The organism is Arthrobacter sp. CAU 1506, assembly GCF_005047635.1.
Classification (GTDB): Bacteria; Actinomycetota; Actinomycetes; order Actinomycetales; family Micrococcaceae; genus Crystallibacter.
This window is the reverse complement of the sequence record NZ_SUKC01000003.1, coordinates 39,518-61,925: the sequence shown is the minus strand read 5'-3', so window position 1 is coordinate 61,925 and position 22,408 is coordinate 39,518. Positions and strand designations below refer to the sequence as shown.

Below are 22,408 nucleotides of genomic sequence, written 5' to 3'. Positions count from 1 at the left end.
TGACGACGCAGGTGCTGATTTACTCCGGGCTGCCCCAGACCCAGACCCAGTCCCAGTCCCAGTCCCAGACCCAGACGCTGCCGCACCGGTGCCGCGCCCCGGGGAACGGGTGCCTGCGGCGCGCTTGGCCGGCCGGCCCGGCGCGTTTGCCGCCCCGGTTCCGGTTGCTCCCCCGGTTCCGGTGGCTCCCCCGGTCCCGGTTGCTGCCCCGTTTCCGGTGGCTCCCCCGGTCCCGGATGTCGCCTCGCGACCGGATGCCGGCGGCAAGGCCGTCACCCTTCCGGAGGTGATCCGGACCCCCGCCCCCGGGCCGTCCGGCGTCGTGCGCTCGGGTCCGGACTGCCGCGTGGCGTCCGCCGCCGGCAGCGTGTCCTCCGGCCGCCCGGCCGGGGCGGCGGGGCGCGCGGGAGTACGTGGCTTGCGCGGACTCATTGCACGGCCGGGGAAGCTTGCTCCAAGGCCTCGACCAGGACGGGGCCGTACTGGGTCACGTCACCGGCCCCGACGGTCAGCACGATGTCGCCGGGCTGTGAGCGTGCGACGATCTCCGCCACGGCGCGGGCCGGGTCCGGCGCGTAACTGCCGGAAGGCAACCGCTTGGTGATCAGTTCGCTGGTGACACCAGGGATCGGATCTTCACGGGCCGGATAAATATCCAGCACCGCGGCCGAATCGGCCAGCTGCAGCGCCTGGGCAAACTCCGCGGCGAACTCCCGAGTGCGCGAGAACAGGTGCGGCTGGAAGATCACATGCACGGCATGTCCGGCCGCAACCTTGCGCGCGGCGGTCAGGGCTGCGTGGACCTCGGTGGGATGGTGGGCGTAGTCGTCGAACACGCGGACCCCGGCCGCCGCTCCCTTGGCTTCGAAGCGCCTGGCTGCCCCGGTGAAACCGGCCAGCCCCTCGGCTGCGGTGGCGGGATCGATGCGCTGCGTGATGGCGACGGCGACGGCGGCCGCCGCGTTCCGGATGTTGTGCTCACCAGGTACCTGGAGCCGCAGGGTGCAGGTGCCGCCCGGGTATTCGAGCCGGCTGGCGCTGCCGGAGCCGGCGAACTCGCTGTCGATGATCCGCAGCTCGGCGTCCGCCGCATAGCCGTAGCCGAGCACCCGGCAGGCCGCGCCGGACGCTGCCACCCGCTCCGCCAAGGCGCGTGCGCCGTCGTCGTCGAGGCAGACCACCAGCGTGCCGTCGCTGGGAAGCAGCGCCGCGAACTGATCGAAGGAGGCGTAGACGGCTTCGGCGGACCCGTAGTGGTCCAAGTGGTCCGCCTCCACATTGGTGACGACGATGACCTGCGGCCGGTAGTTGAGGAACGAGGCGTCGGATTCGTCCGCTTCGGCGACAAACAGGTCGCCTTCCCCGTGCGCGGCGTTGACGCCGAGCGCGGCGACATCGCCGCCGATCGCGAACGACGGCTCGCGCCCGGCAGCCTGCAGCATCACCGTGGCCATGGCCGTGGTGGTGGTCTTGCCGTGTGTGCCGCCGACCGCGATCAGCCGCTTGCCCTCCATGGCGGCGGAGAGCGCCACCGAACGGTGCACAATGTTCAGGCCGGCGGCAACGGCAGCCTGCAGTTCGGGGTTCTCCGGCCGAATGGCGGTGGAGACCACGACCGTGTCCGCACCGCCGACATGGCCCGCTTCATGGCCCACGAAGACCGTGGCGCCGAGCGCCTCCAGCTGCCGCAGGACGGCGGAGTCGCGCGCATCCGAGCCGGACACGGGCACCCCGCGGGCCAGCAGGATCCGGGCGATGGCCGACATGCCGGCGCCGCCGAGTCCAACAAAGTGCACGGCGCCGAGCTCGCCGAACGGCAGCCGCGTGGTGGTGTGGAAATCAGTGGCCTTCATCGGTGCTCCTCCCCCATTGCCTCGAGCACCAATTGTGCCATTCGTGCGTCCGCATCCCTGATCCCGAGGGCGTGCGCTGCCTCCGACATCTGCTCAAGCCGCGCCGGATCCTGCAGCAGCGGCAGCAGGTGGTCGGTGACCCAGCGCGCGGTGAAGTCTGCGTCCCGGACCAGCACGGCGCCGCCGGCCTCCACCAGAGAGGCTGCGTTCAGCGCCTGTTCGCCGTTCCCATGCGGCAGCGGCACCAGCACCGACGGCAGGCCGACGGCGGCGACTTCGCAGACCGTGGCCGCGCCGGCGCGGGCCAGCAGCAGGTCGGCCGCCGCGTAGACATCCTGCATGCCGTCCACATACTCCACCTGGTGGTAGCCGGGCGAGGCGAGCAACTGACCCTGGGCATCCAGCAGCGCCTTGTTCCGGCCGGTGATGTGCAGCACCTGGATGCCGGCCGCGGAGAGCTCCGGCAGCACGGCGGCGATGGTCCGGTTGATGCTGAGCGCGCCGGACGAGCCTCCGGTGACGATCAGCGCCGGCTTCTCAGGGGCCAGTCCCAGCCTCCGGCGGGCGGCGCTGCGCGACGACTGCCGGTCCAGGCTGGCGATTTCCCGCCGCATCGGCATGCCGACCCAGCGGGCTCCGGGCAGCTTGGTGTCCTTGAACGCTACCGCCACCCGCTCGGCCAGCCGGGCCCCCACGCGGTTGGCCAGGCCGGGCCGGGCGTTGGCTTCATGGATAACGATCGGCACCCGGCCCATCCTGGCCGCGATGTACATCGGTGTGCTGACATAGCCGCCCACGCCCACCACCACGTCGGCCTGCGCTCCGTTGATGATACGGGCGGCCTGGCGGACTGCCGCGGCGAATTTGAATGGCAGCTTCACCAGGTCCAGCGAGGGCCGGCGCGGCAGCGGCACCCGTCCGATGGTGGCCAGTTCGTAGCCGGCCGCGGGCACCAGGCGGGTCTCCATGCCGGCCGCGGTGCCGACGGCGAGGATGCGGGCAGCGGGGGCGGCCTCGACCACGGCCCCGGCGATGGCCAGCAGCGGGCTGACGTGCCCCGCCGTGCCGCCTCCGGCCAGGACCACAGAGGGCTTGGAAATGTTCATGGTGTGGCGGAATACCTTCTGCTCGGCGTCTGGTGGATGGATTCAGCGGGGGCCGGCGGACGATGTCTGCCGCAGCCGGGCGACCAGTCCTCCCGGCTTCTTCCGGCCGGCTGCACCGGTCCGGGCAAAGGACAAGAGTACACCGACGGCGGCCAGGGTCACGGTCAGGGCCGACCCGCCGTAGGAGATGAACGGCAGCGGCACGCCGATTACCGGCAGCAGTCCGGTGACGACGGCGATGTTCACGAAGGCCTGGCCGATGATCCAGACCATGATGGACCCGGCGAAGATCCGGACGAAAAGCGACTCTTGCCGCATCACCGTGCGCACCAGCGCGATGGCCAGCACCCCGAACAGGGCCAGGATGACCATGGTGCCGAGCAGCCCCAGTTCTTCGCCGATGATGGCGAAGATGTAGTCGTTGTGGGCTTCCGGTATCCAGTTGTACTTCTGCCGGCTCTGGCCCAGGCCCACGCCCCACCAGCCTCCGGATGCCAGCGCGAAGAGCCCGTTGCAGGACTGCATGTTCAGCCCGGTGGTGGTTTCGCAGCCCTGGTCGGTCCACATCAGGATGCGGCCCATCCGGTTGGGGCTGACCACCACCAGCAGCAGCACCAGCGCGGCAGCGCCCAGGCCGGCGATGCCAAACAGCTTCAACGGAGCGCCGGCAAAGAACAGTCCGCCGGCAATGATCAGCATCAGGATCATTGCCGTGCCCAAGTCGTTGCCGGCCAGCACCGGGCCGACCACCAGGACCGCGCCGGGAACCACCACCGGGACCACCAGGTGCTTCCAGTTGCCGAGCAGCCGCTCCTTGGCCGCCAACACCGTTGCCATCCACAGCGACATCCCCAGCTTGGCGACTTCCGACGGCTGCAAGGACATTCCGCCGGGCAAGGTGAGCCAGTTGCGGTTGCCGCCGACCGACTCACCCAGCGGCGTGAAGACCAAGAGCAGCAGGACCACCGACAGCGCAAGGGCCGGCCACGCCAGTTTCCGGTACGTGGCGGGCTTCCAGCGGGAGAGGACCAGCATCGCCGTGACGCCGAGGCCGGCGAAGAGCGCCTGCCGCATGAACAGGCTGAACGGCGAATTGTCGTCGGCGATGGATTCCACCGCCGACGAGGAGAGCACCATCAGCAGGCCGATGGCGGTCAGCGCCAGGGCGGAGCCAAGGATCAAGTAATAGCTGGCACCGCTGGATTGCGTTCCCGTGCCCTGGATCCGGTCCAACACGTCGGTGCCGCGTTCGCGGAGCCGTCGGAGCTTGGCGGCAGGGGCGTCAGGTGTCCTTGCGGTGCCCGAAGCGCCGGCGACGGCGGGGGCGGACGTCCGACGTCCGCTGCGGGTGCCGCTGCTGGCCATTACTGCTCCTTGGTCGACGGTGCGCGCCCTTCCCCGAACCGGCGGACGGCTTCGATGAACGCATTGCCGCGGTGCGCGTAGGACGTGAACTGGTCCATGGAGGCGGCAGCCGGGGCCATCAGGACGGTGTCCCCGTCGGCGGCTATGCCGGCGGCAGCTTCCACGGCTGCCGCCATCACGATCTCGCCGACGGAGATGCCCGGCGTCGGGATCCTGTCTTCAGTTTCCTCCGGCGGGACCCCGATGACCGGGACATCCGGGGCGTGTCGCTGCAACGCCGCCAGCAGGGACGAGTTGTCCGTGCCGATCAGCACCACCGCTTTCAGCCTGCGTGCGTGGTCAGCGATCAACTCGTCGTAGTTGACGCCCTTGGACAATCCGCCGGCGATCCACACCACCGAGGAAAAGGACGCCAGCGAGGCCGAGGCGGCGTGCGGGTTGGTGGCCTTGGAGTCGTTGACCCACAGCACCCCGGCCTGCTCCAGGACCTTCTGGATCCGGTGGGACCCGGGATCGAACCGCCGCAGGCCTTCGCGGACCGCGGCCGGCTCCACGCCGTAGGCCCGGACGAGGGCGGCGGCGGCCAGCGCATTCGCCACCTGGTGCCGCGGCGCCAGTTCACCCAGATCGGCCAGGCTGGCCAGCTCGGCCGCCGAGTCGCGGCGCTCTTGGATGTAGGCCCGGTCCACCAGCAGGTTCTCCACCACACCGACCATGCTCACGGCGGGCATGCCGGTGGTGAAACCGATCGCCCGGCAGCCTTCGACGACGTCGGCGGCTTCGACCATCTCCTCGGTCTCGCGCTGCTCGGCGTTGTAGACGCACGCGATCCTGGTTTGCTCGTAGATTTTGGCCTTGTCGGCCAGGTACGCCGCATAGGAGCCGTGCCAGTCCACGTGGTCTTCGGCCACGTTGAGCACCACTGAGGCCAGCGGGGACATGGTGTGGGTCCAGTGCAGCTGGAAGCTGGAGAGTTCGACCGCGATCACGTCGTACCCGATCGGATCGCGCACGGCGTCCAGGATCGGCGTGCCCACGTTGCCGGCCGCGATGGCACGCAGCCCGGCCGCCTGCAGCATGGATTCGGCCATACCCACCGTGGTGGTCTTGCCATTGGTGCCGGTGATGGCCAGCCACTCGGCAGTACGCCGCCCGGCGCGTTCGCGCACCCGCCAGGCGAGTTCAACGTCGCCCCAAATCGGGATTCCCGCGGCCGCAGCCGCGGCCAGCAGCGGTGTCTGGGGGCTCCAGCCCGGCGACGTGACCAGCAATTCGGCAGGTTCCCCGCCGACGTCGGGCAGGGTGCTGCCGTGCTCGCCACCGAGCAGGACTTCGCGGGCGCCGACAATCTTCAGCGTGTCGGCCTTGGCGCGGTTTTCCTCCGTATCGCGGCCATCGACGACGACCACTGACGCACCCAGTTCGATCAGGGTGTCAGCGGCGGAAAAGCCCGACAGTCCGATGCCGGCGACCACGACGCGCAGTCCGGCCCAGTCCGCGTCCCAGGAGGTCAACCCATCAAGTCGGTTCACGAGCCCAGGACCCATTCTGCGTAGAAGATGCCCAGGGCGGCCGCCACGCAGAGCCCGGCAATGATCCAGAAGCGCACCACGACGGTGACTTCGGCCCAGCCCTTGAGCTCGAAGTGGTGCTGCAGCGGGGCCATCTTGAATACGCGTTTTCCGCCGCTGAGCTTGAAGAAGACCACCTGGATGATCACCGACAGCGAGATGATGACGAACAGTCCGGCCATGACCACCAGCAGCAGCTCGCTGCGGGACAGGATGGCGAACCCGGCAATCGCGCCGCCGATCGCCAGCGAACCGGTGTCGCCCATGAAGATCTTGGCGGGCGAGGTGTTCCACCACAGGAAGCCGATCAGTGCGCCGACCAGCGCACCGGCCAGCAGGGCCAGGTCCAGCGGGTCTCGGACTTCGTAACAGGCCTCGCCCGGCACCTTGACGGAACCGCAGCTCTGGTTGAACTGCCAGATGCCCATCAGCATGTAGGCTCCGCAGACCATCACCGATGCTCCCGCAGCCAGGCCGTCCAGCCCATCGGTCAGGTTTACCCCGTTGGTGGCCGCGGTGACGATGATGTTGGACCAGATGATGAACAGGATGGTGCCCAGCACCGTGCCGCCGAAGGCCAGGTCCAGCCAGGGGATGTCCCGGGTGAAGGAGATGTTCAGCGACGCAGGGGTCCGGCCCAGGCTGTCCGGAAAGCTCAGCGCCAGCACCGCAAAAAGGATGCCGACAATACCCTGCAGCACGATCTTCGCCCAGGCCCGGAGCCCGAGGCTGCGTTGCTTGGAGATCTTGATGAAGTCGTCCAGGAAACCGACCAGGCCCATGCCGGCCATCAGCAACAGCAGCACGCCGCCGGACGCGGTGGGACCGGCGTGCGCTCCCCCGTTGATCAGCCACATGCCCAGGTGGGTGGCGAAATAGGACAGCACCACGGTCGCCACAATGACCACGCCGCCCATGGTGGGCGTGCCGCGCTTGGTGTGGTGCGCCGTCGGACCGTCGTCGCGGATGAACTGGCCGTAGCCGCGCTTCACCAGCAACTTGATGAACAGGGGGGTCCCGAGCAGTGACAGGACCAGTGCCAGGGCAGAACCGATCAGCAGGGCTATCACTGCGCCTGGCCTTCCTCTTGGGTGACGGAACTGCGCACTGCAGCCGCCGCGGGATCGTCCGGCGACGGGGTTCCTAATGCTACCCGGTCGCCCAGATGCCGCAGTCCGGCTCCGTTGGAGGACTTGAACAGCACCAGGTCGCCCGGCGCCAGCTGCTCTTCGAGCACCCGGTGCGCCTCGTCGGGGGTGGCGACCCACATCGATTCGTCGCCCCACGAGCCTTCCATGACTGCTCCGGTGTGCATGGCCCGGGCGCCAGCGCCGACCACAATCAGGCGCGAGATGTTCAGCCGGACCACGATCCGGCCGATCGCGTCGTGCTCGTGAACGGTGTCATCGCCCAGTTCCAGCATCTCGCCGAGCACGGCCCAGGTGCGGCGGCCGCGGCCCAGTTCGGCCAGCGTGCGCAGCGCGGCCCGCATGGATTCCGGGTTGGCGTTGTAGGCATCGTTGATCACCGTCACGCCGTCCGGCCGCTCGGTCCGCTCCATCCGCCAGCGGCTGGCCGGGCCGCGCCCGCTCAGGCCGGCGGCGATGGTTTCCGCGGGGACGCCCAGTGCCCAGGCTGCGCCGGCGGCAGCCAGCAGGTTGGCCACATGGTGGATCCCAATCAGACCGGACGCAACCGGGTGCTCGGTGCCGTCCGGGAAGCACAGCGTGAATTCGGGGTGGCCGGCCTCGTTGGTACGGGCTCCGCGGGCACGCAGCAGCTGGTCGGTGCTACCGGCGGGCAGGCTGAAACCGTCGTCGGAGCTGAAGTAGAGCACGTGGGCGCCGGTGCGGGTGGCCATCGCCTTGACCCGGTGATCGTCGGCGTTGAGTACGGCGGTTCCGCTGACGGGCAGCGCCTCGGCCAGTTCGCCTTTGGCGATGGCGATGTTTTCCACGCCGCCGAATTCCCCGGCGTGGGCGCTGCCGACGCCCAGCACGACGCCGACGCTTGGCTTCACCATGTCGGCCAGGTACTCGATGTGGCCAATGCCTGTGGCCCCCATTTCGACCACCAGGTAGCGGGTTTCGAAATCCGCGGCGAAGACCGTCAGCGGTACGCCAACCTCTCCGTTGTAGGAGCCGATCGGCGCCACGGTCGGCGCCACCAGACCCAGGATGCCGGCCAGCAGGTCCTTGGTGGTGGTTTTGCCGGCGCTGCCGGTGATGCCCACGACCTCGAGCCCCGAGGCGGCACGCAGCCGGGCCACGATGGCTGAAGCGATGGCGCCCATGGCCAGAACGGCATCGGGCACGATGATTTGCGGCAGGACCCGGCCCGAGGCATGGGTTACTTCGCGTTCGGTGAGAGCGAGCACGGCGCCGGCGTCGAACGCGGCGCCGACGTAGAAGTGGCCGTCCGCGGTCTCGCCCGGCTTGGCCACGAACAGTCCGCCGGGCTCGATCTCGCGGGAGTCTGTGGTGGCGGAACTCACGGTGATGTCGGCGGTCTCCCCTATGCCGTCGACCGGCTCCCCAATGACCCGTCCGCCGGTAATCGCCGCAATGTCGGCTGCAGTTAGTTCAATCATGACGATCTAGGACTCTACCGCCTTCTGGGAGAGCAGTCCGAATCCATGCCGGTGCAGCGCCTCGCGCAGTTCCACCCGGTCGTCAAGGGCCAGGTTCTCCCCGTTGACCTCCTGCCAGACCTCATGTCCGCGGCCGGCAACCAGCACCGTGTCCGACGCCGCAGCCATCGCGACGGCTCGCTCGATGGCCTCCGCGCGGGGGAACACCTCGACGATTTCGGCGGTCAGGTGTTCCTTCTCCACCGCCGCCCGGGCACCGGCCAGCACGTCGGCGCGGATCTGGGCCGCGTCCTCGCCATGAGGGTCGTCGTCGCTGATCACGACGACGTCGGCCAGCCGGGCCGCGATGGCCCCCATCAGCGGGCGCTTGGTCTGGTCGCGCTCTCCGGTGGCGCCGAACACCACGATCACCCGGGCCCCTGGTTCGGGGCGCCGGACCGAGGCCAGGGTCCGCTCCAGTGCGTCCGGATTGTGGGCGAAATCGACAATGGCAGCCGGATTCTCACTGATCAGCTGCATTCGTCCGGGGACCTCAACGGTGAGCGGGTCCGCGCTGTCCAGCGCCTCCTGCAGCCGTGCCGGGTCGGTCCCGGAAGCCAGCACCATCACCGCGGCCAGCGCGGCGTTGGAGACGTTGAAGGTGCCGGGCAGCCCGGTGTGCAGGCGCAGCACTTCGCCGGCGGGGCCGTGCAGCTCGAACCGGTGCCCCAGGCCTTTGCGGACCACGCCCTCGACGGTCCAGTCGGCGCTGCCGCCGGCGGTGGCCAGCGTTGTCGTCGCCACTCCCCCGGACTGCGCCCGTTCTGCGAGCCGGCGGCCCCAGCCGTCGTCAACGCAGACCACCGCCCTGCGGGTACGTTCCGGCTCGAACAGGCGGGCCTTGGTATCGAAGTACTCCTCCATGCTGCCGTGCAGGTCCAGATGGTCCTGCGTGAGGTTGGTGAAGCCGGCCACGTCGAACCGGACAGCGTCCACCCGCCGGTAGGAAATGGCGTGCGAGGAGACCTCCATCGCGGCAGCATCCAGCGCCCGTTCGCGCATCAGGGCCAACAGCCCGTGGACCTCCGGCGACTCCGGCGTGGTCAAGGCGCTGGGAATCGCCTCGGAGCCTGCCTTGATCTCGATCGTGCCGATCAGTCCGCTGACCTGTCCGAGCGCCGCCAGCAGCGAATTGATGAAGTAGGTGGTGGTGGTCTTTCCGTTCGTCCCGGTCACGCCGAAGAGCGTGGGTGCTGTGCCGCCATCGGGCTGGCTGCGGTAAATGGCCGCGGCCAGGGGGGCCACGAGGGCACGCAACTCCGCGGACCGCAGCACGGGCAGTCCCGGCGCTTCGCCGACGGCCAGCCGGGCGCCGTCGTCGTCCGTCAAAATGGCCGCTGCACCGGCAGCGGCAGCCTGGGCCGCGAAGCCGGCGCCGTGCCGGCGGGCGCCGGGCAGGCCGATGTACAGGTCGCCCGGCTCCACGGAACGCGAATCGATGGTGATGCCGGTGAAGGCCAGATCCTCCGTCGCCGGGTCTCCTTCCGGTACCGGAAGGCCGCGGTGCTGCAGCGTGCTGCGCAGCTCCGCCAGGCGGACCGGCCTGACCGTTTGGGGCCGCAGGGGCGAGGCGGACCGGTGGGGCTGGTCGGCGGTGGAACTCACATATTCTCCAGGTTGGCTCAATCCAGCGGCAGGTCTACCCGTTTGCTGGTGGACGGCGGCACGTTGTAGGCGTTGAGGACCTGCGTCATGACCTTCTTGAACGTTGGTCCGGCGGTCAGCGTCAGCACGCCGCCCTGCGGCCGCTGGATGGTCGCAACGACGACGAACTCCGGATCCTCCATCGGGGCGATGCCGGCCATCGAGATGGTGTAGCCGCTGAACCCCCCGCTGGCGGACGGTGCCTCCGCCGTTCCGGTCTTGACCCCGATCCGATAGTCCTCAATGTTACCGGCCTTGCCGCTGTGGTACTTCGGGTTGGTCTCCAACATGTCCTGCACTTGGTTGGCGGTCTTCTTGGAGACGGCCCGGCTGCCCTTCTTGGCCGGCACCTCGTGCTCGGTGCCGTCCGGGTCGATGTAGGCGTCGATGAGCCGCGGCTGCATCAGCACGCCGTTGTTGGCGATGGTGCCGAACGCAACAGCCGTGTGCAGCGCGGTCTGCGCGAGGCCCTGACCGAACATCACGGTGAATTCCTGCCGGCCGTCCCACGTGTCGGGAGGCGCCAGCAGGCCACCGGTGGCGCCGTTGATGCCGATGTCGAAGCTTTGGCCGATCCCGAACTTCCGCAGGTAGTCATAGCGCTGCTGCCGGGTTAGCTGCTCGCTGATCATGGTGGTCCCGGTATTCAGCGACTGGGCAAAAATTCCGGCCGTGGTGCGCGTCAGTGTTCCGTGCGGTGTGGCGTCCTGGAAGGTCTGGCCGTTGACGGTGTACTTGGGCGGAATCGTGTAGCGCGACGCCGGCGTGGTGATCCCTTCTTCGATCGCCGCTGCCATGGTGATCATCTTGGTGGTTGAGCCTGGCTCGAAGGCGCGGGTCACCGCCATCGATTGCCGGTCGCCGTCGGGCGTGGCACCGGGGTCGTTGGGGTCCACCGTGGTGGAATCGGCCAGCGCGATCAGGTCGCCGGTCTTGGCATTGAGGACGACGACGGTGCCGTATTCGGCGCCGTAGTCCTTGACGGTCTCGGCGATGACTTCCTGCGCGTACCACTGGATGTCGGTGTTGATGGTCAGACGGACACTTTGGCCATCGACGGCCGGGACCTCTTCATTGGTTCCCACCGGAATGCGGATACCGTCGGCCCCGATCTCGTAGGTCTTGGAGCCAGGCGTCCCGGAGAGAACGTCGTTTTGGGACGCCTCGATGCCTTCGAGCGGCACGCCGTCCGAGCGCATGAACCCGACCACGGAACCCGCCACGGCGCCGGCCGGGTAGTTGCGGATGGTGGTCTCACGGGCGGACAGCCCGGGAAAAGCCAGGCCCTCGATCTTCTGCTGGACTTCCGGGGTGACCGATTTGGCCACGTAGTTAAAGGGCTTCTCGCCGGTGACTGCTTTGGTGACGGTCTTCGCGTCCTGGCCCAGGATCCCGGCCAGTTCCGCGATGGCGTCGGCGATTTTGATGTCTTCGGATTCCTGGCTGATCGGATCAAACCGGGTGTAGTCCTCCACCAGGCGCTGGTCCACCACGATGTCGAACCGTTGAACGCTGCGGGCCAGCACCTTGTTGTTGGTGTCCACGATTTCGCCGCGCAGTGCCGGCAGGTCGACGGTACGTAGACGCTTGTCCACGGCGGCCTGGGCCATGCCAGCGGTGTCCAGTCCCTGCAGTTGGAACAAGCGCGCCCCAAGGATCACCAGCAGGACCAATACGATGGCGAGTCCGGCCCGGAGCCGCCGGGTGGCCCGCGCCGTACGGTCAGGGAGCTGGCGGTTGGCCGTTGGTGCTGCCACAGGTACCTCGTTTGCGTTGCCGGACAGTTACTGCCCTGTCTGTTGCTTCGGCGCCGGGATGCTGCCGCCGTTGAGCTGCTTCCCGTCTGCCTTCTGCGGTTTATCCTGCTGTGCCTTTTCCTTCTGGGCTGCTTTCTCTGCGGCTGCTGCTTCGGCCGCGGCCGCGGACTGGGCAGCAGGCTTGGCCGCAACGGCGTCGCTGCTCTTTTTCCCAGCCCCAGGCTGCGCTGCGGGCTGGTGGCCGGGGTTTTCCGGCTGCGCCACCAGAAGCTCCGGTGCTGCACCCTGTTCCGCCGCTTTCGGTTTTCCGGCAACTTTCTGGCTTCCCAGATCGATGGAGCCGACCGACGGCGACGTCACCATTCCCAAGTCTGCCGCCTTCGCGGCCAAATTCTGCGGAGCCTGGTTGTTTTCCAGTTGCTGTGTCAGTTTTTCGTTCGCTTGGGCCAGGGACACCTGCTCGTTGCGCAGTTCCACCAGTTTGTACTGCCCGCTGGACACCGAAATGTTCAGCACCAGCACGCTGCCCAGGGCCAGCACCAGGACGGTGAAGCAGAACAGGGCGAACGGCACGCGCTTGCGGGCGGGACTGTTGGGAACGACGGACAGGGGGGTACGGCGGGGCGCCTGTCGGGGCGAGGCGTTGGGACGGCCGGCCGGAGCCGCGCTGCCGTGCATGTACTGCTGCTGGTCGGGACGGGCTGCGTGGGCACTCATTTTGCGCTCCTGTTCCGGATCCGTTCTACCGCCCGCAGTTTGGCGGAGGCCGCACGCGGGTTTTCTTCGATTTCTGCCGCCGTGGGTACTTCCGTGCCCTTGGTCAAGGTCTTCAGCTGCGGTTTGTGCTCTTCCAGCTCGACGGGGAAGCCACGCGGCGCGGACGACTTCGCCAGCTGGCCAAACACCGATTTGGTGATCTTGTCCTCCAGCGAGTGGTAGGACATCACGACAATCCGCCCGCCCAGCGCCAGCACATCGATGGCGGCAGGCAGCGCCCGCTCAAGCACGTCCAGCTCTTCATTGACTTCGATGCGCAGCGCCTGGAAAGTGCGTTTGGCCGGGTGCCCGCCGGTCTTGGCGGCAGCGGCCGGCACTACCTTGCGGATGGCTTCCACGAGTTCACCCGTGGTGGTCAGCGGCGCGGCGTCCCGGGCGGCCACAATGCTGGACGCGATGCGGCCGGCGAACTTTTCCTCGCCCCAGCGCCGGATGATGCGCACCAGGTCGGCCTCGCTGTAGGTATTGACGACGTCCGCGGCAGTCATGCCCCTGCTGGTGTCCATCCGCATGTCCAGGGGTGCATCGTAAGAGTAGGCAAAGCCGCGGTCCCGCTCATCCAGCTGCAGCGAGGAGACACCCAGGTCAAACAGGGCGCCGTCGATCTCTCCGATGCCGAGGTCCTCAACCGCGTCGGCGATCTCGTCGTACACGGCGTGGACCAGATCGGTGCGCTCAGCGAAGGGCCGAAGCCGCTCTCCGGCCAGTGCCAATGCTTGTTCGTCCCGGTCGATGCCGACCACGTGCAGTTGCGGAAAGCGCTGCAGCATGGCCTCCGAATGCCCGCCCATGCCCAGCGTGGCGTCGACCACCACTGCCCGGCCGCGTTCCTCGATGGCGCGTTCGATGGCAGGGGCGAGGAGGTTGATGCAGCGGTCGCGGAGCACCGGGATATGGCGCTCCCCTGCCGGCCGCTCGCTGTTCATCCTCAGTGCTCTCTTTCCTGCTGGTGTCTGCCTCGTCCAATGGGCCGGTTGACCCTGGAGTCTTTAAGGCCGAAGGTCCTTGGACCAGATCCCCATCCGCGCCTGGCCTGCCCCGCCTGGCTCCGGGGAAGTGAGCCAGGATGAACCTGCCGGGCGGCTGGAGATCTCATCCAAGAACATCCGTGCCGCGTGTTGTGTTGTGGTACCGGATCAGAAGACTCCCGGCAAAACTTCTTCGTCTGTTTCGGAGAAGGCGGTTTCCTGCTCCAAGAGGTAGTTCTCCCAAGCCTGGGCGTCCCAGATCTCCGCGCGGGTACCCGCACCGATCACTGCCAGTTCCCTGCCCAGTCCTGCGTAGCTTCGCAGTGCCGCCGGGATGGTGACTCGGCCCTGCTTGTCAGGTACTTCGTCAGAGGCTCCGGACAGAAAGACGCGAATGTAGTCCCGGGCCTGGCGGGAAGATATCGGAGCTTTCCGCATCTCCTCGTGGACCCGTTCGAATTCCTTCTGGCTGAAGACGTAGATGCAACGCTCCTGGCCCCTCGTCAGGACGAGACCGTCGGCAAGTTCGTCGCGGAACTTTGCCGGGAGTATCAGGCGCCCCTTCTCGTCCAGCCGCGGCGAATGTGTCCCGAGGAACATCGCCACCACCTTGCCGATTGGAGGAGACCGTCGACCCCCTGCGTCACCACTACCCTCTTATGTCCTCCACTTTACTCCACATCACGCCACAGTCAACTGTTCCAACCCGGTTTTGTAGCTGGAAATGTCCGGCGCGCTCCGCGGAACGGCGAGGAAGTTCGCGGGTGGAGGGAAGTGGAGGGGTGGTGGAGGACGGACCGCCCCGGGCAGTGCAAGTTCTTCGCTCAGCACGCGAAGGCGGGCCCGCTGGGGCGCAGTGGAGTAAAAAGGGGGTGCTCTGACGACGCATTAGGCCGCTTAAACACGAAAAGACCCGTTATTCAACGGGTCTTGCCTTCGTGCACGGCGGCTCAGACAACCGAGTGGAGCAAAGTGGAGCGACTCCGCGGCCGCTCTTCTCGGGGTCTGTCGGTTATCGGTCTTCGCCGTGATGGCGTTCGTCCCACCGCTCTTCCAGGTTGGCCATGAAGCCGCCCTTCGACGATGACTGCTGCTTGTTTCCGCTCGACCGCGGCGACGCCGCCCCGGTCCGCCGCGTCGTCGCCCAGTAAACACCGGCGCCCATAATGACGAATCCCAGAACACCGACGGCAATGATCTGGCTGAGGATACCCGTAAGCAAGACCAGAATTCCGGCAATCGCGACGAGGGAACCCACAACGATGTGGCGCGTCGACAGTGATCGGCCGCTGGCCGATTCCATGTGGCTGGCAAACTTCGGGTCTTCAGCATGCAGCTGCTGCTCGAGTTGTTCCAGCAGCCGCTGCTCATGCTCTGAGAGTGGCATCTGAGCCTCCTTTATTCCAGTCCCCCGAGGGCTGACTCAGTCGTTCAACGATCCCCGCGGGACAAGAGTTCCTGACACCTACCGGAACCGTATTGACCCCTTGTACTAAGAATAGAGCGCAAACCCGCCAATCGAAAGCTAGGGTGACGCAACTGTGACCCCGTCCGCGCGGATTTCACTTGTCGGGCTCTGCCGGGCCCTGCCGGGCCGTGCCGGCGCCCGGTTGCATCGGTCGGCGGGCCCCGGGCCGAAGCAGCGAAGCGGGCAGGATTCCGGCCGCCCCAAACTTTCGGTTGACTTCGTCCAAGGCCTGTTCAGCGTTGTGCCAGGTGTCCTCATGGCCGTCAAAACTGAGCTGTTGGCCGCCGAGGCCGGCGTCTTCCAGCTGCTCCGCCCGGAGCCCGATCAGCCGGACCGGTTGCGGACGCTCGCCAAGGTCCGCCAAGAGTGCTGCGGCTGCCGCCTGGAGCTGCTTCGCACTGTTGGACGGCGCCGGCAGCTTCCGCGACCGGCTCAACGTGGTGAAATCGGAATAGCGCAGCTTCAGCGCAATGGTGCCGGCGCGGAGCCCACCGGCCCGCAGCCGGGCCGCCGTGCGGTAGGCCAGCCGCAAGAGTTCGCGGTGCAGCACCTGGTCGTCGTCGACGTCTTTCTCGAAGGTCTCCTCCGCGCCGATGCTCTTCTCCACGCGTTCGGGCGTCACCGCGCGGTCGTCGATGCCCCAGGCCAGACGATGGACGTGGTCGCCGGTAGCACCCAGCACGCGGTGCAGCGCCGCCTGCGGAGTGTGTGCCACATCGGCCACCGTGCGGATGCCGAGCCGGGCGAGGACCTCGCCGGTCTTGGCGCCGACCCCCCACAAGGCGCCCACCGGCAGCGGATGCAGAAAGGCCAGCGTGTCGGCCTCGGGAACCAGCAGCAGCCCGTCCGGCTTGGCGTGGGTGGAAGCGATCTTCGCCACAAACTTGGAGGCTGCGATGCCTACCGTCGCGGTCAGCCCCAACTCGGCGGAGATCCTGCGACGGATCAACGCCCCGATCTGCAACGGCTCGCCCAGCCGGCGCCGCGCACCGGCCACATCGAGGAAGGCCTCATCGACGCTGAGCGGCTCTACCAGCGGGGTGATCTCCCGGAAAATCGCCATGATCCGCGCGGAGGCCTGCTGGTACTTCGTCTGGCTGGGCTCGATGATGTGCGCCTGCGGACACAGCATGCGAGCCCGGGCCATCGGCATCGCCGAGCGGACGCCGTATTTGCGGGCCTCGTAGGAAGCCGACAGCACCACTGCCCGGCCAGAAGCGGATCCCACGATCACCGGCTGCCCGGCAAGCTCGGGACGCTCCAGCAGTTCCACGCCTACGAAAAAGGCATCCATATCCACGTGAAGGATGGTGCAGTTCTGCTGGTCCGGGGAAGTCACAGGACTATCGTAGGCTCGCGGCCGTGGTCCCGTGCGGCGACTCCCGCCCAGCGCCGCACGCAATTGTCTAGACTGGTCTGCAGACATCAGAACCATCTCGAGGAGTCCCTCCCTATGCTGTACGGCCGAAGAGGAATCCTGCCCATCACGGGCCGACCGGAGGTAGCAGCATGGAGCCGTCACTGATCACTTCGACCCGTGCCGAGCAGGAGGACTTCCGGCTGGCCGTGGCAACCATGCTGCAGCAGTTCTTGGGCGAACAGAAGGAACTGCTGCTCGAGGCCGCGCCGGACGCGGCGCCGCTGGTGGAAGCCATCGCCGACCTGACCGCGGGCGGCAAGCGCCTGCGGGCGCTGCTGGCGTACTGGGGGTGGCGCGGTGCCGGCGGGCAGGTGCTGGCGGGACCGGCGGTGCAGGCCGGCGTGGCACTGGAGCTCTTCCAGGCAGCGGCCCTGATCCACGATGACATCATTGACCGCTCGGACACACGGCGCGGAAACCCCAGCGTGCATCGCCGCTTTGAGCAGCAGCATCGCCGCAACGGCTGGTCGCTCGACGCCGAACGCTACGGACAATCCTCCGCCCTGCTGGCCGGCGACCTCTGCCTGTCCCTCAGTGAGGAGGTCTTTTCCGGCATCGGGGCAGAGTCGGCAGCCGGGACACCCGCCCGTGCCATCTTCAACCGGATGCGTGCCGAGGTCATGGCCGGGCAGTACTTGGACCTGCTGGAAGAAGCAGCCGGCCCGGGCCGTCCGGTTGAGGCCGCCGTGGACCGCGCCCTGCAGATCCTGCGCTACAAGTCGGCCAAGTACTCCACCGTCCACCCGCTCAGCGTGGGCGGCGCCTTGGCCGGCGCACCAGCGGAACTGATCAAGGCGTATGAAGACTTTTCGCTGCCGCTGGGAGAAGCCTTCCAGATCCGGGACGATGTCCTGGGTGTCTTCGGCGACCCCGCCACCACCGGCAAGCCCGCCGGCGACGACCTGCGGGAAGGAAAGCGCACGGTCCTGATCGCACACACCCTGAACCATTGCACCCCGGCCGAACGCGACCTGCTCGAAGCCAACCTGGGGTCGCCGGACCTGTCCGCCCAGATGGTGGAAGAGCTCCGCGGGCTGATCACCAGCAGCGGCGCCCTGGCGGCAGCAGAGCAGATGATTTCCGAACGAACGGCCGCGGTCGATCAAGCACTGTCGGCCCTTCCCGTGGCCGACGATGTCCGCCACGCGTTGGGCCGGCTGGCCGACTCAGCGGTCCGCCGCAGCGCCTAGGGTCCGTCGGGCCACCCCGCCGAGCGGGGCCCGGCCCCAGGACCAGTTCAGGCCGAGACGCTGCGGCCTGGGGCTGGCTACCAGCCGAATGCTGCATCCTGGGGCTCGCTACCAGCCCAGCGCCTGGGCTCGGCGGCGGATCTCGGTCTTTCGCCCTTCACGGAGGGCATCGATGGGCCGGCCGGGCAATGAATCGTCAGCGGTAAAAAGCCAGCGCAGGGCTTCCTCATCACTGAATCCTGCATCGGACAGGACCGCCAGCGTGCCCTTGAGGCTGTCGAGCACGCCCGACTCGACCAGGAACTCGGCCGGTACCGAGCGGATCTGCCGCTCCCCCACCTTCGCTGCCAGCAGGGCCCGTTCCTCCAGCAGGCTGCGCACGTCCTTCACAGAGACATCCAGTCGCTCTGCGACGTCGGGCAGCGGCAGCCAATCGGCAATCAGTTCTTCAAGTTCACTCACCGTATAAGCGTGCCACGGCGGCCTACGCGGAGCCATTTCAAAAGTCCGACACGCCGCCGTCAATATTCATTCACCAGCCGCGGCTGTTGTGTTATGCGTCAATAGTGTAGATTCACTTGAGTCACAGTTTTAACATTGATAACAAACGACACACCAGTACCACAGTGCGGCCCGTTGGGGGACGCTCGCCAGGCCGCAAAACAAGGATGAGGGACATCAATGACCGATCAGCGCCCGATCACGCGCAACGACCGCAGCCAGCCCCGCCGGGTGCTACTGTCCGCGGCAGCCACCGCGGCGATTCCCGCCGTCGTGCTGTCCTCCGCCGCCCTGGCGATGCCCGCGCAGGCGGCAGAACTCCCGCCCCGCGCCGCACTGCAGCCTAAGGCAGCGATTCCGGGCGTCACGGTCCCGGCCGCCGCGTTCATTCCCGCTTCCCAGGTCGCTGCCCAGTTGCCGGCGGCGCTGCGGACCCAGACCACCCCGTCCACCCATAAGGTGCGCACCGGAGAGACGATCAGCGGCATCGCCGCCCGCTACGGCCTGTCCACCAAGAAGGTGCTCTCGCTCAACGGCCTGAGCGCCAGCACCATCATCCACCCCGGCCAGAAGATCAAGCTCGGAGGTTCGGCCGCGGCCAAGTCCTCCGGCAGCACCACGGCAAAGGCCTCATCCGGCGCCGGCAACTACACGGTCAAGTCCGGCGATACGCTCTCCGGCATCGCCGCCAAACACGGCATGAGCCTGAGCGCCGTCCTCTCGGCCAACAGCCTCAAGATCAGCTCGGTCATCTACCCCGGACAGAAGATCAAGGTCAACGGCGGGTCCCCCTCCGTTGCCAGCGCCTCGGTCAAGACCTCGGCTAAAGCTTCCACCAGAGTCGGCAAGGCCTCCAGCTCCGGCAGCTACACGGTCAAGTCCGGCGACACGCTCTCCGGCATCGCCGCCAAGCACGGCATGAGCCTGAGCGCCATCCTCTCGGCCAACAGCCTCAAGAGCAGTTCGGTCATTTACCCGGGCCAGAAGATCAAGGTCAAGGGCGGAGCGTCGTCCGCTGTCAGCAGCCCGGCCAAGAGCACGGCGAAAGCTTCCACCAAGACCGGCGCCAGCTCCGCCAGCGGTACCTACACGGTCAAGCCGGGCGATACTCTCTCCGGCATCGCCGCCCGCCACGGCATGAGCCTGTCCGCGGTCCTCTCCGCGAACAACCTCAAGGTCACGTCAGTGATCCATCCCGGCCAGAAGATCAAGGTGACCGGCGCGTCCGTGTCCAGCGCATCGACGTCGAACAAGACGCCGGCCAAGAGCAACGCCGCCACGGGTTCCGGCAGCTACACCGTCAAGTCCGGGGATACGCTTTCCGGCATCGCCGGCAAGCTCAACGTGACGCTCTCCAGCCTGCTGCAAGCCAGCGGTCTGAAGTCCACGTCGATCATCTACCCGGGCCAGAAGATCAGCGTCCCGGGCAATTCGGCGGCGTCGCAAACCACGACGTCGAATGTCGGCACGGCGTCCACCGCACCGCTGGTGCCGAGCACCTTCCTGCACTACACCTACCCCGAGGCCGTGGTGTCCAAGGCGAACGAGAACAAGCGGTTGTTGCTCTCCACGCCGCAGCCCAGCCAGGCGCAGATGAAGGACATCATCGCTGAAACCGCCCGCAAGATGGGCGTCGATCCCAAGCTCGCGCTGGCCCATGCCTACCAGGAATCGGGTTTCCAGCAGACCGCTGTGTCGCCGGCGAACGCCATCGGCGCCATGCAGGTCATCCCGTCCTCGGGCGAATGGGCCTCGGATCTGGTGGGCCGCAAGCTCAACCTGCTGGATCCCTATGACAATGCCACCGCCGGTGTGGCGATCATCCGCTCCCTGGTCAGCACCAGCCCGTCCCTGGACATCGCCATCGCGTCCTACTACCAGGGCCAGTACGGCGTGATGACTTACGGCATGTACAAGGACACCAAGGCCTATGTGGCTGCGGTGAAATCACACATGAAGAAGTTCTAGCCGGACACCGGCCCCGCCGCGAAAGGACCCGAACCCATGAGTTGATTCGGGTCCTTTCGCTGATCGGACTAGGATCGTAGAGTGCAGCAACCGGCAACTGATTCACTGGTCGGCGCCCTGATCGACGGGCGCTACCGGGTTGCCTCGCGCCTGGCGCGCGGCGGGATGTCCACCGTCTATCTGGCGTCCGACACCCGGCTCGACCGCAATGTAGCGCTTAAGGTGCTCTATCCATACCTCGCAGAGGACCACAACTTCCTTGAGCGGTTCGAGCGCGAGGCAAAATCCGCGGCCCGGCTCTCGCACCCGCACGTGGTGGGGGTTTACGACCAGGGCCTCGACGGCAACGTCGCCTACCTGGCGATGGAGTACGTCCGCGGGCACACGCTGCGCGATCTGCTGAACGAATCGGCACCGCTGACCCCCCGGCACGCGCTGGCCGTGCTGGATCCGGTGATCGAGGGACTCTCCGCGGCGCACGCGGCCGGCCTGGTCCACCGTGACATCAAGCCGGAGAACGTCCTGATGTCCGACGACGGACGGATCAAGCTGGGCGATTTCGGCTTGGCCCGCGCGGTCACCACCAGCACCAGCACCGGCACGCTGATCGGAACGGTGGCGTACCTGCCGCCCGAGTTGGTCACCGGCACCGCTGCCGACGAACGCAGCGATGTCTACTCGGTGGGGATCATGCTGTTCGAGATGCTGACCGGACGCCAGCCCTTCACGGGGGACGTGCCCATCCAGGTGGCTTTCCAGCACGTCAATTCCACCGTTCCTGCACCGTCGACGCTGGTTCCCGGGCTCGCCGCGGATCTGGACGAGCTGGTGCTCTGGTGCACGGGGTCGGACCCGGAACAGCGGCCGGTGGACGCCGCGGCCCTGCTGGGCGAACTGCGGCACGTGCACAAGTCGCTCACCGATGCCCAGTTGGACTTCCAGGCCGCACCTGCCGCACCGGCGAGGTCCTCGGCCACCGAGGTCATTGCCTCCGATCTGCACCGCACCACGGTGATCTCCCGGCCTGCCCAACACACCCGGATTTTCAGCGCCGGAGAGGCCGCTGCAGCACCTGTGGACGAGCAACGGCCGCTGTCCACCCGCGAGGCCAAGAAGCGCCAGCGGGAACTCGCCCGCAATGCCCGCCGTCCCGAACAGAACCTGCGCCGCGGCAATCCGCGTCGCCGCGGCGCCATCTGGATTCTTGTGCTGGCGATCGTGGCCGCGCTTGTTGCCGCCGCGGGCTGGTTCTTCGGGATGGGCCCCGGCGCGCTCGTTTCAGTACCCGATGTCGCCGGAAAACCGGTGGCGGAAGCCCAGAGCATGCTCCAGGAGCAGGGGCTGGAGTACCGGCTCCAGGAAGTCTTCGACGAAAAGGTGGCCAAGGGCATCGCCGTGGGCACGGAGCCGGATGCGCCCATCGAGGTCCGCCGCTTCGAGCATCTGGACCTGGTGGTATCCAAGGGACCGGAACTGTTCGCGGTCCCGCCACTGGCCGGTATGAGCTTGGAGAAGGCCACCAACGCACTGGAAGAAGCCAACCTGTCCGCGGGCAAGGTCAAGAAGGCCTTCGACGAGGACGCGGCCGCCGGCACGGTGCTCAGCCACAAACCTGCCGAAGGCAAACAGCTCAGGCGGGGCACCGCCGTCGACCTGACGGTTTCGAAGGGGCCGAAGCCGTTTGACGTGCCCCAGGTGGTAGGCCAGCCCCAGGGCGATGCCGCCGCAGCGCTGGAAGGCGCCGGCCTGAAGGTGGAGATCGCACCGGAGGCGGTCTTTGACCGCGACGTCCCGGAGGGATCGGTCGCCTCGCAGGCTCCTGCCGCAGGCCAGGTGATCCGCGGTGACACGGTCACCCTGACCCTCTCCAAGGGACCTCGGATGATCGAAGTGCCGGACATGGTGGGCCGACAGGTAGACGACGCCGAACGCCAACTGAAGGAACTGGGCTTCAAGGTTGAGGTCAACGAAATCCTCGGCGGCTTCTTCGGCACCGTGCGGGCACAGGACCCGGTCAACGAGTCCGTCCCCGAAGGCTCCGTGATCACGCTGACCGTGGTGTGATTCCCGCGGCCGGTCCGTCCGGGCGGCCAGCCGGGAGCTGGCGGCCAACTGCCCGCCTGCTCCCGGTCCGTCCGGGCGGCCAGCCGGACGGGTCAGGCACTCCGTGAGCGGCAAAAAGGCCCGAAAC

General features: G+C 67.5%; 17 protein-coding genes. 3 read left to right on the top strand and 14 right to left on the bottom strand.

Annotated elements, in window-relative coordinates:
• Nucleotides 1–428 precede the first annotated feature (428 nt).
• From murC to dinB, 13 genes are all read right to left on the bottom strand, one after another.
• Entirely contained in the window at nt 429–1,853 is a 1,425-nt protein-coding gene (murC, locus tag E4J89_RS05305; protein ID WP_136785069.1) for a UDP-N-acetylmuramate--L-alanine ligase, read from the bottom strand.
• On the bottom strand, nt 1,850–2,959 hold the full coding sequence (gene murG, locus E4J89_RS05300; protein WP_136785068.1) for an undecaprenyldiphospho-muramoylpentapeptide beta-N-acetylglucosaminyltransferase: 1,110 nt from the start codon (nt 2,957–2,959) through the stop codon (nt 1,850–1,852). The genes murC and murG overlap by 4 nt, the downstream gene beginning before the upstream one ends.
• A gap of 42 nt (nt 2,960–3,001) precedes the next feature.
• On the bottom strand, nt 3,002–4,324 hold the full coding sequence (gene ftsW, locus E4J89_RS05295; RefSeq protein WP_136785067.1) for a putative lipid II flippase FtsW: 1,323 nt from the start codon (nt 4,322–4,324) through the stop codon (nt 3,002–3,004).
• Nucleotides 4,324–5,856 (bottom strand): UDP-N-acetylmuramoyl-L-alanine--D-glutamate ligase, encoded by a 1,533-nt coding sequence (gene murD, locus E4J89_RS05290; RefSeq protein WP_240691728.1) that lies wholly within the window; start codon nt 5,854–5,856, stop codon nt 4,324–4,326. The genes ftsW and murD overlap by 1 nt, the downstream gene beginning before the upstream one ends.
• Nucleotides 5,853–6,965, bottom strand: a complete 1,113-nt coding sequence (mraY, locus tag E4J89_RS05285) for a phospho-N-acetylmuramoyl-pentapeptide-transferase (protein ID WP_136785065.1) — start codon at nt 6,963–6,965, stop codon at nt 5,853–5,855. The genes murD and mraY overlap by 4 nt, the downstream gene beginning before the upstream one ends.
• A complete protein-coding gene (gene murF / locus E4J89_RS05280; RefSeq protein ID WP_136785064.1) occupies nt 6,962–8,485 on the bottom strand; it encodes a UDP-N-acetylmuramoyl-tripeptide--D-alanyl-D-alanine ligase in 1,524 nt (507 codons plus the stop codon). Before murF ends, mraY begins: the two co-directional genes overlap by 4 nt.
• Before the next feature lie 6 nt (nt 8,486–8,491).
• A complete protein-coding gene (locus E4J89_RS05275) occupies nt 8,492–10,036 on the bottom strand; it encodes a UDP-N-acetylmuramoyl-L-alanyl-D-glutamate--2,6-diaminopimelate ligase (protein ID WP_240691746.1) in 1,545 nt (514 codons plus the stop codon).
• A 110-nt stretch (nt 10,037–10,146) separates the two neighbouring features.
• Nucleotides 10,147–11,925 (bottom strand): penicillin-binding protein 2, encoded by a 1,779-nt coding sequence (locus E4J89_RS05270; protein ID WP_240691727.1) that lies wholly within the window; start codon nt 11,923–11,925, stop codon nt 10,147–10,149.
• A 27-nt stretch (nt 11,926–11,952) separates the two neighbouring features.
• Entirely contained in the window at nt 11,953–12,642 is a 690-nt protein-coding gene (locus tag E4J89_RS05265) for a hypothetical protein (protein WP_240691726.1), read from the bottom strand.
• Entirely contained in the window at nt 12,639–13,628 is a 990-nt protein-coding gene (gene rsmH / locus E4J89_RS05260; RefSeq protein WP_136785062.1) for a 16S rRNA (cytosine(1402)-N(4))-methyltransferase RsmH, read from the bottom strand. Before rsmH ends, E4J89_RS05265 begins: the two co-directional genes overlap by 4 nt.
• A gap of 210 nt (nt 13,629–13,838) precedes the next feature.
• Nucleotides 13,839–14,270 (bottom strand): division/cell wall cluster transcriptional repressor MraZ, encoded by a 432-nt coding sequence (mraZ, locus tag E4J89_RS05255; protein ID WP_136785061.1) that lies wholly within the window; start codon nt 14,268–14,270, stop codon nt 13,839–13,841.
• 412 nt (nt 14,271–14,682) lie between these two features.
• A complete protein-coding gene (locus E4J89_RS05250; RefSeq protein WP_136785060.1) occupies nt 14,683–15,057 on the bottom strand; it encodes a DUF3040 domain-containing protein in 375 nt (124 codons plus the stop codon).
• 175 nt (nt 15,058–15,232) lie between these two features.
• Nucleotides 15,233–16,477, bottom strand: a complete 1,245-nt coding sequence (gene dinB / locus E4J89_RS05245; RefSeq protein ID WP_276606334.1) for a DNA polymerase IV — start codon at nt 16,475–16,477, stop codon at nt 15,233–15,235.
• A gap of 170 nt (nt 16,478–16,647) precedes the next feature.
• Between dinB and E4J89_RS05240 the strand changes: the two genes are divergently transcribed.
• Nucleotides 16,648–17,748, top strand: coding sequence for a polyprenyl synthetase family protein (locus E4J89_RS05240; RefSeq protein WP_136785058.1), 1,101 nt, complete (start codon nt 16,648–16,650; stop codon nt 17,746–17,748).
• Between the two features lie 108 nt (nt 17,749–17,856).
• Here E4J89_RS05240 and E4J89_RS05235 read toward each other — a convergent pair whose 3' ends face one another.
• Nucleotides 17,857–18,210 (bottom strand): Rv2175c family DNA-binding protein, encoded by a 354-nt coding sequence (locus E4J89_RS05235; protein WP_136785057.1) that lies wholly within the window; start codon nt 18,208–18,210, stop codon nt 17,857–17,859.
• A 219-nt stretch (nt 18,211–18,429) separates the two neighbouring features.
• Here E4J89_RS05235 and E4J89_RS05230 point away from each other — a divergent pair, with 219 nt between their 5' ends.
• Together E4J89_RS05230 and pknB are read left to right on the top strand one after the other, a co-directional pair.
• On the top strand, nt 18,430–20,217 hold the full coding sequence (locus tag E4J89_RS05230; protein ID WP_205754409.1) for a LysM peptidoglycan-binding domain-containing protein: 1,788 nt from the start codon (nt 18,430–18,432) through the stop codon (nt 20,215–20,217).
• An 81-nt stretch (nt 20,218–20,298) separates the two neighbouring features.
• Nucleotides 20,299–22,281 carry a Stk1 family PASTA domain-containing Ser/Thr kinase gene (gene pknB / locus E4J89_RS05225; protein ID WP_136785056.1) on the top strand — a complete coding sequence of 661 codons (1,983 nt, stop codon included), beginning with the start codon at nt 20,299–20,301 and terminating at the stop codon, nt 22,279–22,281.
• Nucleotides 22,282–22,408 lie beyond the last annotated feature (127 nt).

Bases quoted from the DNA above. Each gene is read 5' to 3' on its own strand.
- E4J89_RS05250 (WP_136785060.1), bottom strand. From the start codon at position 15,057: ATGCCACTCTCAGAGCATGAGCAGCGGCTGCTGGAACAACTCGAGCAG.
- ftsW (WP_136785067.1), bottom strand. From the start codon at position 4,324: ATGGCCAGCAGCGGCACCCGCAGCGGACGTCGGACGTCCGCCCCCGCC.
- E4J89_RS05240 (WP_136785058.1), top strand. From the start codon at position 16,648: ATGGAGCCGTCACTGATCACTTCGACCCGTGCCGAGCAGGAGGACTTC.
- E4J89_RS05230 (WP_205754409.1), top strand. From the start codon at position 18,430: ATGACCGATCAGCGCCCGATCACGCGCAACGACCGCAGCCAGCCCCGC.
- mraZ (WP_136785061.1), bottom strand. From the start codon at position 14,270: ATGTTCCTCGGGACACATTCGCCGCGGCTGGACGAGAAGGGGCGCCTG.
- E4J89_RS05265 (WP_240691726.1), bottom strand. From the start codon at position 12,642: ATGAGTGCCCACGCAGCCCGTCCCGACCAGCAGCAGTACATGCACGGC.
- murC (WP_136785069.1), bottom strand. From the start codon at position 1,853: ATGAAGGCCACTGATTTCCACACCACCACGCGGCTGCCGTTCGGCGAG.
- murG (WP_136785068.1), bottom strand. From the start codon at position 2,959: ATGAACATTTCCAAGCCCTCTGTGGTCCTGGCCGGAGGCGGCACGGCG.
- rsmH (WP_136785062.1), bottom strand. From the start codon at position 13,628: ATGAACAGCGAGCGGCCGGCAGGGGAGCGCCATATCCCGGTGCTCCGC.
- murF (WP_136785064.1), bottom strand. From the start codon at position 8,485: ATGATTGAACTAACTGCAGCCGACATTGCGGCGATTACCGGCGGACGG.